Source organism: Chitinophaga sp. GbtcB8, from assembly GCF_019091455.1.
Classification (GTDB): Bacteria; Bacteroidota; Bacteroidia; order Chitinophagales; family Chitinophagaceae; genus Chitinophaga.
The window spans coordinates 1-13188 of record NZ_JAGXJN010000019.1 but is presented as its reverse complement, the minus strand read 5'-3'; the positions used below and the strand labels follow the sequence as shown (position 1 = coordinate 13188).

The 13188-nt window shown below is 46.2% G+C and carries 13 protein-coding genes; 8 read left to right on the top strand and 5 right to left on the bottom strand.

The annotated features are described in order from the left end of the window. Nucleotides 1-133 precede the first annotated feature (133 nt). The 3 genes from KVT36_RS17235 to KVT36_RS17225 all read left to right on the top strand — a co-directional run bounded on the left by KVT36_RS17235 (nucleotide 134) and on the right by KVT36_RS17225 (nucleotide 3788). Nucleotides 134-1519 (top strand): ammonium transporter, encoded by a 1386-nt coding sequence (locus KVT36_RS17235; protein WP_217604713.1) that lies wholly within the window; start codon nucleotides 134-136, stop codon nucleotides 1517-1519. Nucleotides 1520-1876: 357 nt separating this feature from the next. Then, nucleotides 1877-2968, top strand: coding sequence for a porin (locus KVT36_RS17230; RefSeq protein WP_217604712.1), 1092 nt, complete (start codon nucleotides 1877-1879; stop codon nucleotides 2966-2968). Between the two features lie 157 nt (nucleotides 2969-3125). Beyond that, on the top strand, nucleotides 3126-3788 hold the full coding sequence (locus KVT36_RS17225; protein WP_217604711.1) for a DUF2461 domain-containing protein: 663 nt from the start codon (nucleotides 3126-3128) through the stop codon (nucleotides 3786-3788). A gap of 109 nt (nucleotides 3789-3897) precedes the next feature. On the opposite strand, the gene KVT36_RS17220 is transcribed toward KVT36_RS17225, so the two are convergent. Both KVT36_RS17220 and KVT36_RS17215 read right to left on the bottom strand, forming a co-directional pair. Then, nucleotides 3898-4149, bottom strand: coding sequence for a hypothetical protein (locus KVT36_RS17220; RefSeq protein WP_089906746.1), 252 nt, complete (start codon nucleotides 4147-4149; stop codon nucleotides 3898-3900). Nucleotides 4150-4461: 312 nt separating this feature from the next. After that, nucleotides 4462-5451 (bottom strand): aspartate-semialdehyde dehydrogenase, encoded by a 990-nt coding sequence (locus KVT36_RS17215; protein ID WP_217604710.1) that lies wholly within the window; start codon nucleotides 5449-5451, stop codon nucleotides 4462-4464. A gap of 153 nt (nucleotides 5452-5604) precedes the next feature. Between KVT36_RS17215 and KVT36_RS17210 the strand changes: the two genes are divergently transcribed. After that, nucleotides 5605-8163: a lamin tail domain-containing protein gene (locus KVT36_RS17210; protein WP_217604709.1), complete on the top strand. Its 2559-nt coding sequence runs from the start codon at nucleotides 5605-5607 to the stop codon at nucleotides 8161-8163. Nucleotides 8164-8231: 68 nt separating this feature from the next. Then, on the top strand, nucleotides 8232-8885 hold the full coding sequence (locus KVT36_RS17205; protein WP_217604708.1) for a DUF5606 domain-containing protein: 654 nt from the start codon (nucleotides 8232-8234) through the stop codon (nucleotides 8883-8885). A gap of 244 nt (nucleotides 8886-9129) precedes the next feature. On the opposite strand, the gene KVT36_RS33010 is transcribed toward KVT36_RS17205, so the two are convergent. After that, complete coding sequence (locus KVT36_RS33010) at nucleotides 9130-9252, bottom strand: hypothetical protein (protein ID WP_256449969.1); 123 nt, start codon at nucleotides 9250-9252, stop codon at nucleotides 9130-9132. Nucleotides 9253-9500: 248 nt separating this feature from the next. Between KVT36_RS33010 and KVT36_RS17200 the strand changes: the two genes are divergently transcribed. Continuing rightward, complete coding sequence (locus tag KVT36_RS17200; RefSeq protein WP_217604707.1) at nucleotides 9501-11228, top strand: M3 family oligoendopeptidase; 1728 nt, start codon at nucleotides 9501-9503, stop codon at nucleotides 11226-11228. A gap of 48 nt (nucleotides 11229-11276) precedes the next feature. Here the strand turns inward: KVT36_RS17200 and KVT36_RS17195 are convergent, their stop codons facing one another. Continuing rightward, nucleotides 11277-11705, bottom strand: coding sequence for a Fur family transcriptional regulator (locus KVT36_RS17195; protein WP_217604706.1), 429 nt, complete (start codon nucleotides 11703-11705; stop codon nucleotides 11277-11279). A 26-nt stretch (nucleotides 11706-11731) separates the two neighbouring features. Then, a complete protein-coding gene (locus KVT36_RS17190; RefSeq protein ID WP_217604705.1) occupies nucleotides 11732-12358 on the bottom strand; it encodes an SCO family protein in 627 nt (208 codons plus the stop codon). Between the two features lie 237 nt (nucleotides 12359-12595). Here KVT36_RS17190 and KVT36_RS17185 point away from each other — a divergent pair, with 237 nt between their 5' ends. Beyond that, nucleotides 12596-12973, top strand: coding sequence for a MerC domain-containing protein (locus tag KVT36_RS17185; protein ID WP_217604704.1), 378 nt, complete (start codon nucleotides 12596-12598; stop codon nucleotides 12971-12973). 21 nt (nucleotides 12974-12994) lie between these two features. Then, nucleotides 12995-13188, top strand: a 194-nt coding sequence (locus KVT36_RS17180) for a GTP-binding protein (RefSeq protein WP_305858578.1), incomplete at its 3' end; no start/stop codon positions are given.

The window sequence follows — 13188 nt, the reverse complement described above, 5'->3', positions numbered from 1 at the left end:
AAAACGTAATGTGGTTAATTTCAGATCAATAATGCTGTTTTTTATTCAATCATTTCTATTTTTCTCGCTTTTGTTTGAGTGTTTAGAATAAATAAATACTTTTATTGGAGAAAATACCTAAAAACGCAACGCTATGAAGAAAACTGCCTTTCAGGATTACATTCCCTTTATCGTCCTTGCTGCAATAGCAGTAATTGGCATATTTATGCCTACAGTGGCTACTTATGCTGATGCCAGCAAGTATAACTATGGTGATATTGCCTGGATCTTAGTGGCTACCTCATTGGTGTTTTTAATGACACCGGGTTTATCTTTCTTTTACGGAGGCATGGTAAACCGCAAAAACGTGATCAATACCATGATGCAGAGCTTCATAGCCACCGGCTTAATAAGCGTATTATGGGTAATAGTAGGGTTCAGCCTTTGTTTTGGCCAATCCTGGCATGGTTTGATCGGGAATCCTTCCACCTTTTTCTTCTTTAAAGGTGTAGGCTCCGGAGCTCCCTGGGCTGGTGCACCCACCATTCCCCTGCTGCTGTTTGCGCTGTTCCAGATGAAGTTTGCTATCATCACTCCCGCGCTGGTAGTAGGTGCTACTGCAGAAAGGATCCGTTTTACTTCTTACGTATTATTTATGGTGTTATTCAGCCTGCTGGTATACGCACCTATCGCCCACTGGACCTGGCATCCGGATGGCATCCTGTTTAAGCTGGGTGTGCTGGATTTTGCCGGAGGTACCGTGGTACATATTTCTGCCGGTTGCGCAGCCCTTGCAGGCGCCATTGTGCTGAAACGCAGAAAAGATCATATAGAAAAGAAAGAGCTGCAGCCCGCCAATATTCCTTTTGTTTTAATGGGTACCGGTTTGCTGTGGTTCGGCTGGTTTGGTTTTAACGCCGGTTCTGCAGTAGCCGCTAACGGCCTGGCAGTATCTGCCTTTGCTTCTACCAACACCGCTGCTGCTGCCGCTGGTTTGTCATGGTTGTTCTTTGATGTGATCCGCGGCCGCAAGCCCTCTGCTTTAGGTTTCTGCATAGGCGCTGTAGTTGGCCTGGTAGCCATTACGCCTGCCGCCGGTTATGTAGCCGTACCGCAAAGCGTGTTCATTGGTTTCATTGCAGCCATCGTTTCTAACCTGATGGTACATTATAAATCCAAAACCAGCATTGACGATACACTGGATGTATTCCCCTGCCATGGTATTGGTGGTATGACGGGTATGCTGCTGACCGGTATCTTTGCTACCAAAGCCATTAACGGCGCTGGTAACGATGGCTGGTTCTATGGTAACTTTGACCTGTTCAAGAACCAGGTATTAGGTTTACTGCTGGTAGTTGCTTACAGCTTCACCGTATCTTACGGCATCTTTAAGCTGATCAACTTCATCCACCCGCTGCGTGTAAGCGACGAAGAAGAAACACTGGGCCTGGATGCCTCTCAGCACAACGAACACTATCACCCTGCGCTGATGAGCGTGAACGGTATAGGCACACTCAGAGAAGAAGATATTTTACACTAATCAGAATATAACACAACTATTGAATTAATAATGAATAATTAATAATTAATCAGTACACCACAGTGAAGTATTCCAGTTAATTATTAATTATTCATTATTAATTATCCCTCCTACACCCAAAGCAAGCAGCAAGCAAAGCAAGCAAAGCAAGCAACACAACACTAGAAGAAAGGTAGCACGCTAGACGCATTTCAACATTCATTTATTAATTCTGTTCCACCAAATTTTTATCAACCAGTTTCATTTGCCATGAAGCCGGTATGATTGAAACAGCTCAGTCATGCCCGTTAAATTCCAATTGCCTGCAAAAAACAGGTACGGGGCTTTGTGTGCCTTTGAGAACGCAAAAACAAAAGGATGAAAAAAACCATTATGACCACCTTTGCTGCCTGCACTTTTTTTGCTGCGTTTGCCCAAACGGCAGATACTACAAAACCGCAGGAATCCTTTAAGCTCTCCGGCTCTGCAGATGTGTATTACAAGTATAATTTCAACAGGAATGTAACGGATAACAAAACCAGCTTCACCAACTCGCAGAATTCTTTTGAGCTGGGAATGATCTCCCTGAAGGTGGAACACGGGTTTAAGAAAGGCAGCATAGTAGCTGATCTTGGCTTTGGCCGCCGTGCTGCAGAATTTTCCTATAACGATACGCTGAATAGTAAGAATGGAATGGCCATGGCCATTAAACAATTATACGTGGGCTACCAGGTAACAGATAAAATAAAAGTAAGCCTGGGAAGTTTTGCTACGCATGTAGGCTATGAGCTGGTAGATGCTTACCTGAACCGCAACTACAGCATGAGTTATATGTTCAGCAACGGGCCTTTCTTTAACACCGGCGTAAAAGCAGATTTTGCTATTACTCCTTACTTAAGCGCCATGGTGGGGGTATTTAACCCAACAGACCTGAAGTCAGTAGATTTCAGCGATCATAAATATATAGGCGCACAGGTTGGCTTTACGCCCGTTAACACGCCCGCAAAATTATACCTGAACTACCTGGAAGGTAAGGATACTGCCGGCGTACAAAACCACCAGCTGGACCTTGTAGCTACCTACCAGGTGAACTCCATCCTGGGCCTGGGTTATAATGGTACCTTCAGCACCTACAGGAACTCCCACTTAAAGAACGGAGAGGAAGGATCGCAAAGCGTGAAATGGTGGGGTTCTGCACTCTATGTAAATCTTGACTTCACAGAAACTTTTGGTTTAACATTACGGGGTGAATATTTTGAAGATAAGGATGGCCTGAAAACTTTTGCCAGCGCGCTGGATGGAGGCCATATAATGGCAGGCACGCTCACATTCAACTATAAGGTAGGCAACCTTACCATTATGCCGGAATTCCGGCTGGATAACGCTTCCGTTGATATTTTCAACAAACATTCCGGCGCCCCTACCGGCAGCACGGCCAATGTACTGGTGGCAGCAGCATACCACTTTTAATTAGGCGTAATGCAGCTGTTGTGTGAAATGTTATCAGGTGAATTATTAAATATTATTTCTGCACCAATCCATTCGCATTTCGTAATTGAATAATTCGTAATTGAAAAAAGGTCCATCGGACCTTTTTTTATTATATTGTACGCCAAATTCACCGAGCATGTTGCAAGCCACCACGTTGAAATTTTTAAAGAACCTCGCTAAGAATAATAACAAGGAATGGTTTGATGAGCACAAACCAGAATACCAGGATGCAAAATCAGATTATGATACCCTGGTACAGCAGCTGATTGACGGCCTTAGCCGCCAGGATGCGGAGGTGAGCGGCTTGCAGGTAAAGGATTGCACTTTTCGTATATACAAAGACGTTAGATTCTCCAAAGACAAAACACCCTACAAAACAAATATGGGCGCTGCCTTTTCACCAGGTGGCCGCAAATCGCCCCGGCCGGGTTATTATTTTCACCTGGAGCCGGGCGGCAATAGTTTTGCCGGCGGCGGTATCTGGATGCCGGAAGCCCCGGTGCTGAAAAAGGTACGGCAGGAAATAGATTATAACTTCCCTGAATTTCAGCAGATCATCGGCAATAAAGAATTTATTAAGTACTTCGGTAAAATAGACGGGGAGGCCCTTAAAACAGCGCCACAGGGCTACCAGCCGGATAACCCTGCCATTGCCTACCTCAAGCTGAAAAGCTTTACCGTATGGCACAGCATGTCAGATGAAACCTGTACGCAACCAGCCCTGGTGCGTGAAATACTGAAAGTATTTGCAGTAATGCAGCCTTTTGTAAAATTTTTGGACCGGGCCGTGCATGAATAATGCCCGGATCTGTGCGCCATCTTGCAGGACGTGGCGCATGGAGAGGAAAAAGGAGAAAAGGCTCAACAGTCCTTTTCTCCTTATCAATTTCTTCTGTAATTCCCTTAAATTAATTTTTGTGTATCAAAAACTCAAACGGGCGGGCTTTACGGTTTTTTAATAAGTTTTCCTTGTCAGTGCGTGTGTGTGCAAATTTCTGGTTGTACACATTAGCCACTTCAATAATTGGAATGATGCCATCCAGCGTATCCTGCTGATCTACGATGTTCATAATACGGGATACCTGGGAAGAGAAGTTGCTGCTCCACTCTTCTGTGAATTTGTGCATCAATAAAAGCTCGCGATTGGTGTTGGTCTTCATAGGATTAAGGGTGTTTACAGATTAGACAAAATATACGATTGCTGCGTAGCACTCTCTCTTGTATTGGCATAAGTTGATAATTTTTCATAAGAAGCAAGTCGGCATAGGATTATGATACCAAAATCCAATTTTATACAGCAGTAATCAATACTACTTCCGTGTAATTTTTACGCTTGTACCTTTTTGCTTTTACTAAAATTTAATCAAAAAGCTTCGTTATAATCCGGCGGCTTTCAATCACTTATACTCAAAAATCGTATATGCATTAATGAAAGATACATATATGAGCAGTTGAGATGTATAATTGCCAGTTTAAATCATTTTTTGCGCGTGCAGATATTCTGCTATCTGCACTGCATTTGTTGCAGCGCCTTTTCGCAGGTTATCCGCTACTATCCACATATTCAGCGTATTAGCCTGTGTTTCATCACGGCGTATACGGCCCACAAAAACTTCGTCTTTATCATGCGCATCTTTAGGCATCGGGTACTGTTGTGCAGATGGCTCATCCACCACAATAACACCCGGTGTTGCGGCTAAAGTTTTACGTACTTCATTGAGTTCGAAGTCTTTCTCAAATTCAATATTCACTGATTCGCTGTGTCCACCGATCACGGGTATACGAACCGTAGTAGCGGTAACGCGTATACGATCATCGCCCATAATCTTCTTGGTTTCGTTCACCATCTTCATTTCTTCCTTGGTATATCCGTTATCCAGGAACACATCTATCTGCGGAATTACATTCAGATCAATGGGATATGCATAAGCCATTTCACCACTTATTCCTTTTCTTTCATTCATTAACTGGTTCACCGCTTTTACGCCGGTACCGGTTACGGATTGATAGGTAGAAACTACCACCCGGTTAATTTTATATAACTCATGCAAAGGGCTCAGCACCAACACCATTTGTATGGTAGAGCAATTGGGATTTGCTATGATCTTGTCTTCAGTTGTTAAGGTCTTACCGTTTATTTCCGGTACTACCAGCTTTTTGCTGGGATCCATTCTCCAGGCGCTGGAATTGTCGATCACCGTAATACCGGCAGCCGCAAATTTAGGCGCCCACTCCAGGGAGATGCTGCCTCCGGCAGAGAACAGCGCCACATTGGGTTTCATGGAAATGGCCGTTTCGGCAGTTACTACCTTATACTGCTTACCCTTGAATGTTACTTCCTTACCAACAGACTTCTCAGAAGCTACAGGAATGAGTTCTGTAACCGGGAAATTTCTTTCCGTTAACACTTGTAACATTTTAGAGCCTACCAGTCCGGTAGCGCCCACTACGGTAACTTTCATTGTGGGAATAATTTGGTTTTGCGATCATATGGACGAAGCCTGATAATATAACTGTATGGGCCTCAATATGATCAGAAAAAGAACGATTTTTGGAGGTGCAAAAATACTATCTTATTCTCTATATTCGCAGCTTAACCAACCAATTATTTTATTATGCGCACACTCAAATTTTGTGTGGCGCTGCTGTTGCTCTCCTCTCTCTCTCATAGTCAGATCATTGAACATTTTGATGCTTTACCATCTGTTCCCTGGAAGGGAATAGATACTGCCTGGCAGGTAAAAAATAGCCGGCTGCAAAGCAATTATCTGCAACCGAACAGCCGGTTTGGCCTATGGGCCCCGGCCGGCATTGGACTGCCCGCCAGCTGGGAATGGTGGATGCAGCTGGATTTCAACACCTCTTCCAATAATTATGTGGAGGTGTACCTGCAGGCGGATAGCAGTAACTTGCTGAGCACCGCTTTAACAGGCTATTTTGTGCGGATAGGCGACAAAGATGACAAAGTATGCCTGTACCGTAAAACTGCCGGAAATGAGCCGGAGATGGTCATAAATGGCCGGAATGGAATTACCAACCATTCGGCTACTATCCTGAAGCTAAAAGTGACCTGTGATGACAGAGGCGCCTGGCATTTATGGACAGATACTACCGGCACCGGGCAGTATTATATACTGGAAGGTACCGCTGCCCCGGCCCCGTTAAATGCCAGCCCTTGTTTCGGCATCCTGGTACGCCAATCCACTCCTGGCTTTTTCCAGAAACATTTCTTTGATGAGGTGCAGGTAATGCGGTTCGTAAAAGATACCCTGCCCCCGGTAGTAAATTCGGTAACAGCGCTCAATGACCGGGAGCTGTTGTTGCGGTTCTCAGAACCGGTAGACAGTACTGCAGCCCTGCTGGCCAGCCATTACCAGGCAGGAAGTATGGGTAGCCCCGCTTCTGTGCAACAAACAGCAGAAGGAATGCACCTGTTTTTTAATAGCCCGTTTCCAAACGGCGATACGGTGCAGTTACAGGTAACAGGTGTTGCTGACCTGGCCGGAAACCTAATGCAGACGGCTTCTATCCCATGTTTGTATTATCAGCCCTTCCGCTATGAGGTAATAATTCACGAAATATTTCCCGATCCGGAACCTCCAATGGGGGCCGAATTGCCAGAATTTGTAGAAATCCGGAATACGGGGCCTCACCCGGTGCAATTAAACGGCTGGCGTTTTACCTCCAACAGCGGGCAGGTGCAACTGCCTTTTTATGAGCTGCAGCCGGATAGCCTGCTGCTGTTATCTAAAAAAATGCTGCCGGGAGGTAATAGTTTAGTCTTAAGTGATTTTCCGGCCCTGGGGAATGAGGATGATACGCTGATCCTGTATAATGCTGCGGGCAGCGTAATGCATGCAGTGGCCTATGATAAAAGCTGGTATGCCGATGCAAAAAAAGAGGACGGCGGCTGGAGCCTGGAAATGATCTCGCCTGCTGCGCCCTGCAATGGCAGCACTAACTGGAAAGCAGCTACTGCTGCTACCGGCAGCACACCGGGGCATCCTAATTCCGTAGTGGCGCCAGTGACGGATACCGCTTTCACGGACCTGTTACGCGCCTACGTAATTGATAGCCTGCACCTGGTGCTGTATTTCAGCAAAACACTGGATAGTACGCTGGCAGCTACCCCGGATCATTACCAGCTAACGCCTGCGGTAGCAGCAGCTAATGTGGTGGCGCCATTATTTAATACAGTACAGCTGCAGCTTTCCGCACCCCTGCAGCCGGAAGGTATTTATACACTTAGGGTCAAGGATATTACCGGTTGTGCCGGGCAGCCCATGGGCCGTGACAGTGTTATACTGGCCCTGCCCACAGTAGCGGATAGCGGTACCATCGTGATCAATGAGCTGCTCTTTGATCCTAAACCCACTGCCCCGGAGTTTGTGGAGCTCTATAACCGTAGCAGCCGCGCCATTGATGTGCAGCAGCTCTACATTGCCATAATAGACCGGGACGGGCAGCCGGGTGCGCCCGTGGCGGTAAGCGCTACACCCCGCCTGCTATTGCCGGGCCAATACCTGGCCCTTACCCGCAATGCCGATGCATTGTGCCGGAACTATACCTGCAAGGCCTGGGAAAATTTGCTGGAGATTAATAACCTGCCGGCTTTTCCCAATGAAGGCGGCACCATTGGATTATATAATACAGCCAATGGGGTGGTAGATGTGTTCTCTTACACGCCGGATATGCAGCTATCCCTGGCCAGTAACACCAAGGGCGTGTCATTGGAGCGCCTGAGCGCTGCGCAGCCGGCCAGCGATATAAGCAACTGGCACCCTGCCGCTACTACGGCCGGCGATGCTACGCCAGGTTACCTGAATTCCCAGCAGCTTAACCTGAAACAGGCCGCAGGAGAGGTAAGCCTGCAGCCGCAGGTATTTTCGCCGGATAATGATGGGATGGATGACCTGGCAGTGATCACCTGCCAGCTGCCGGAAGTTGGTTATATAGGCAACATTACTATATTTGATGCGCAGGGCCGGCCGGTACGGCAGCTGTTGCAAAACGGGGTGCTGGGTAACCGGAATAATATTATCTGGGACGGGCTGGGAGAAAATAAACAGCAATTACCGGTTGGCATTTATATTGCATTTACTGAGGTTTTTGACCTGCAGGGACGCGTAAAACGCTGGAAACTCCCTGTGGTAGTGGCCCGGCGGTTAAACTAAAAAACTGTAAATCACCGGGTAACCATCTTAAATTAATTATTTATATTTGCGCTCCTAAAAATTTGAACATGCAGTACAGAGAAATTGTTGCAGTAACCGGTCTCGGCGGATTGTTTCAATTATTAGCCAGTAAACAGGACGGCGCGATCGTTCGTTCACTGGAAGACAAAAGCACCCGCTTTGTTTCATCCCGTGTACACAACTTTACCCCGCTGGAAAGTATTGAAGTATTTACCACTGGTGATAATGTAAACCTGGCAGAGGTATTTAAAGCCATGCAGGAACAGGAAGCGGACCACAAAGTAGTAGCCGCTAATGCAGATAATACTGCGATTAAGACCTATTTCCGGAAAGTATACCCTTCTTTTGATGAAGATAAGGTATACGTAAGCGATATGAAGAAGATGGTAAAATGGTATGCCATCCTGAAGACGAATGACCTCCTGAAATTTGACGAGATCCTGAACCCGGCAGAAGAAGGCGACGAAGATGCCGAAGCACTGGTAGGCGAACCCGCTGCTGCACCGGAAGTGGTAGCAGAGGAAAAACCAGCCAAAAAAGCGAAAGCGCCGAAGGCTGCCGCTAAGGAAGAAGCCAGCGCTGAAGCCCCTGCTGAAAAGCCGGCTAAAAAAGCTGCTGCCAAACCTAAGAAGGAAGAAGCCGCCGGTGATGAAGAAGCTGCGCCGAAGAAAACTACAAAGAAGAAAAAGACTGAAGAATAACAGTTCAGCATTGCGGATTGTCAATTACGATCCCGCCAAAGCGGGACATGAATGCCGTTGAAAATTAATTATGATATGAGTAATTAAAATGCAGCGGTGCTAAAAGGTGGGGTGCATGTAGTGAGTACACATTATTCCATTACATGCACTCATTCCTTACAATACAACTTAACATTGCATATTTCCATTCTAATTCGTAATTGACAATTCGTATTAATATATCTCCCATACCTTGCTCTTTCAATTAGCCTTTAAGCCCTTCTGCTTTGGCAGACTGTGTTCCTCTTTCGCAATTGAACATTTGTAATAACTCATCCGCCTGTATTTCAGGCCCTCCTTTACGTACGACCCAATCATAATCATTCATATCATAAATTACTTTCAATAGTATTCCCCGTCTTTGCAGGGCAGGCTATGAACGCTTTCGTTTCATAATTTACCCGCTCCTGCCTATAATTTCATGCTCATCGTCCTCCACGACCCCCTCAATTATTCGCATTCATATCTATTTTTCAATGGTGCTCATGTCCCGTTTTGGCGGGATCGTAATTGAATAATTCGTAATTCCCTTCTCTCTCCAATCCGTAATTGCCAATTCGTAATTATCTTAGTGGGATGGAAACTTTAAATGCAAATATTGAAAAACTGCCCCGCCGGTTTTTACCCGATAACTTTACCGTTACCACCTGGGAGGTGTTACAGCCTTATTTTGAGGAGCTGAAACAACGTCCGCTGAATACCCTGCCTGAACTGGAGCAATGGTTAAAGGATGTGAGCGAGCTGGAAGCCGTGGTGAGTGAAGATGCCTGCTGGCGGCAGATCCGCATGACCTGCGATACAACAGATAAACAGCTGGAAGAAGCCTTTACCTATTTCTGCATGGAAATACAGCCCAAGCTGCAGCCCTATGCAGATGCGCTGAACCGTAAGCTGCTGGATACCGATCTTTCCAAACAGCTGGGCGATAATTATGAAACTTACCTGCGCAGCGTACGTAAGCAGGTAAAGCTGTTCCGCGAACAGAATGTGCCCTTGCTGGCAGAGCTGAGCGTAATGGCCCAGCAATACGGTGTAATATCCGGTAAAATGACCATTGAAGTAAATGGCCAGGAATATACCTTACAGCAAGCCGCCAAATTTTTAGAGAACAGCGACCGCGCCCTGCGGGAAGAGGTGTTCCGTAAAACTAATGAGCGCCGCTTACAGGATAAGGAAACCATGGACAAGCTGTACACCACCCTGGTGGAAAAGCGCGACCAGGTAGCTAAGAATGCCGGTTTTGCCAATTACCGTGATTATAAGTTTGAGGACCTGGGCCGCTTTGACTATACCAAAGAGGATTGCTTCCAGTTCCATACTGCGGTAAAAGAGCACATTTTACCTTTAGTAGAAAGCATTCAAAAACGCCAGGCCAAAAAGCTGAACCTGGAGGTTTTAAAACCCTGGGATGCTGATGCAGAAGCAGCTGGCACCAAACCGCTGGAACCTTTCCAAACCGGTACTGAGCTGATTAATAAAGCCATTGCCTGTTTTGATGAGCTGGGACCTTTCTTTGGCAACTGCCTGCGCGTAATGCAGCAAATGGGCCGGCTGGACCTGGAAAGCCGCAAAGGCAAAGCCCCTGGTGGTTATAACTGCCCGCTGGCAGAAACCGGTGTACCCTTTATTTTCATGAATGCTGCCGGGCAAATGAAAGACCTGACCACCATGGTGCACGAAGGCGGCCATGCAGTACATTCTTTCCTGAGCCATTATTTACCGTTAAGCGCATTTAAGGAATACCCGATGGAAATTGCCGAAGTGGCCAGCATGAGCATGGAGCTGTTCACCATGGACCACTGGGATATTTTCTTTTATGATAAAGAAGAGCTGCGCCGTGCTAAAGTACAGCAGCTGGAACGCGCCATCATCATTTTCCCATGGATAGCAACCATTGATAAATTCCAGCACTGGGTATATGAACATCCGCAGCATACCGTAGCAGAACGTACGGCAGCCTGGGTAAATATCCTGAATGAGTTTGCCACCAGCATGGTGGATTGGAGCGGTTTGGAAGACTATCGCGCTATTACCTGGCAAAAGCAGCTGCACCTGTTTGAAGTGCCTTTCTATTATATTGAATACGGTATTGCGCAGTTAGGGGCTATTGCTATGTGGAAACAGTATAAGGAGAATAAGCAGCAGGCCCTGGACAATTATGTGAAAGCGTTAAGCCTGGGTGGCACCCGCACCTTACCGGAGCTGTATAAAGCGGCCGGTATCCGTTTTGATTTTTCACCCGCTTATGTGAAAGAGCTGGCGGATTTTGTGCAGAAAGAGCTGGATGCAATTACAATTAGTTAATGTGCTGATATGCTAATGTGCAAATGAATGGTATCATTCATTTGCACATTATTTACAGTGCTTACACACCCCGCTTACCACTACTTCTATATTATGCGCTGCATATCCTTTGGGTAATTGAATAGCAGGAATGTCTGTGTCATCCAGGCAAAGCGTATTACCACATTCTTCACATTTGAAATGCACATGATGATCGTGATGGTCTTCTGCGGAACATTCTGACCTGCACAGGGCATACTGTACACTGGTATCCGTAGTAGGGATCTTATGAATAATACCTTTATCAATAAAAGCCTGCAGGGTACGGTAAATAGTAACCCGGTCAAAGGCTTGCCCCGCCAGCTTTTTCTCAAAATCACTGTGTTCAAGCGCACCATTGCTTTTCATGAACAGCTCCAGTATTTTTACCCGGGTATCTGTTACGCTCAAATGGCTGCTTCGTAATATATCGCTGATCTGGTCTTTCGTATTTTTCATGATGATGAAAAATTAAATTACAACAACTACTCTTTCATTAACCGGTCAATGTCATTGATCAGTTTATCCACGTCGGTCACTTTTGTTCCTTCATACAAGCCCCGTACCCGGCCTTCACCATCCACCAGGGCAAACCACTGGGTATGCACAAAATCTTCTTCACCGGCATAGGTACCATCATCCAGCATATAACCCTGGCGCGCCAGCTTATACAACTCTTTTTTGGTACCGGTCATAAACCACCAGTTGCGGGCATCTGCACCATGTTTAATAGCATAGGCTTTCAGCACCGGCACACTATCATGCTCCGGATCTACCGTATGGGAAAGAATGAGGAAGTTTGGATTATCCTTGTACCTGGCATACACCTTTTCCATGTTCTTGTTCATCTTGGGGCAAATGCCGGTACAGGTAGTAAAAAAATACTCTGATACATATATTTTACCCATTACATCTTTACTGGTAATAGTTTTGCCTTCCTGGTTGGTAAAAGAAAAACCGCCTACCACATGGCCGGGGCTACCCAGCACCGGTAATTTCTCCTTCCCGAAAAAACTGCCTGTTTCATCCATGATCACGTAGCCGGCATAGGTTAGGAAAGCTGCACTAAGCAGCACAAAGAAAGTTATTAAGAATACGGCCTTTTTTGACATAAATATCCCCGCTTTAATGTATGCAAAGGTACAACAAAAACATCCATTCCGGGAGGGTGTAAACCGGCCGTTCAGCCGGTAAAAAATAACACCGGGAATTTATTTGCAACAATGTTGCAAATAAATATGTAGCTTTGCCGGAGTAGTGAAAGAGAAGTGCGGTTAACATTAAAATTGATTACGGCCCGCTGTGGGCCGCTGTAGAGAAGCTTTTGCCCGTGGTATAATTTGAATGATATGCCTGAGAAGTTATTGCGAAAATTGAACCTGGATGTGCTGGGTATTGGCGCCTCTTTGCTTTGTGCCATACACTGTGCGCTGCTGCCGGTGCTGATTACCCTGCTACCATTGCTGGGTTCCCACCTGCTGGAAAATGAAAAGCTGGAGTATGGGTTAATGGCCTGCACGTTTGCGATCGGATGCCTGGCATTGTTCAGGGGATACCGCCACCAGCACCGGCAGCTGCTGCCGCTGTTATTGTTCCTGGCTGGTTTTGCAGGCCTGCTGCTGGGGCACTATGCAATGCCGCCGGTATGGAAGCCCATTGTTATTACAGCAGGCGCTTTACTCATCATCATTGCACACATATGGAACCTGCATAAGTGCAGGCATTAATACACCCACACACATATTGCCATGAAAAAATTACCCGTGACGGTACTGAGCGGCTTTTTAGGCGCCGGTAAAACCACGCTGCTTAACCATGTGCTGGCTAACCGCGAACATTTACCTGTAGCCGTTATAGTGAATGACAAGAGCGAAGGGAATATAGATGCACAGCTGGTAAAAAATGAACAGGTATTACACCCTACGGAGGGGCAGCTGGTGGA

Coding starts and splice junctions, on each gene's coding strand:
- KVT36_RS17235 (WP_217604713.1), top strand. CDS start 134: ATGAAGAAAACTGCCTTTCAGGATTACATTCCCTTTATCGTCCTTGCT.
- KVT36_RS17230 (WP_217604712.1), top strand. CDS start 1,877: ATGAAAAAAACCATTATGACCACCTTTGCTGCCTGCACTTTTTTTGCT.
- KVT36_RS17225 (WP_217604711.1), top strand. CDS start 3,126: ATGTTGCAAGCCACCACGTTGAAATTTTTAAAGAACCTCGCTAAGAAT.
- KVT36_RS17220 (WP_089906746.1), bottom strand. CDS start 4,149: ATGAAGACCAACACCAATCGCGAGCTTTTATTGATGCACAAATTCACA.
- KVT36_RS17215 (WP_217604710.1), bottom strand. CDS start 5,451: ATGAAAGTTACCGTAGTGGGCGCTACCGGACTGGTAGGCTCTAAAATG.
- KVT36_RS17210 (WP_217604709.1), top strand. CDS start 5,605: ATGCGCACACTCAAATTTTGTGTGGCGCTGCTGTTGCTCTCCTCTCTC.
- KVT36_RS17205 (WP_217604708.1), top strand. CDS start 8,232: ATGCAGTACAGAGAAATTGTTGCAGTAACCGGTCTCGGCGGATTGTTT.
- KVT36_RS33010 (WP_256449969.1), bottom strand. CDS start 9,252: ATGAATGATTATGATTGGGTCGTACGTAAAGGAGGGCCTGAAATACAG.
- KVT36_RS17200 (WP_217604707.1), top strand. CDS start 9,501: ATGGAAACTTTAAATGCAAATATTGAAAAACTGCCCCGCCGGTTTTTA.
- KVT36_RS17195 (WP_217604706.1), bottom strand. CDS start 11,705: ATGAAAAATACGAAAGACCAGATCAGCGATATATTACGAAGCAGCCAT.
- KVT36_RS17190 (WP_217604705.1), bottom strand. CDS start 12,358: ATGTCAAAAAAGGCCGTATTCTTAATAACTTTCTTTGTGCTGCTTAGT.
- KVT36_RS17185 (WP_217604704.1), top strand. CDS start 12,596: ATGCCTGAGAAGTTATTGCGAAAATTGAACCTGGATGTGCTGGGTATT.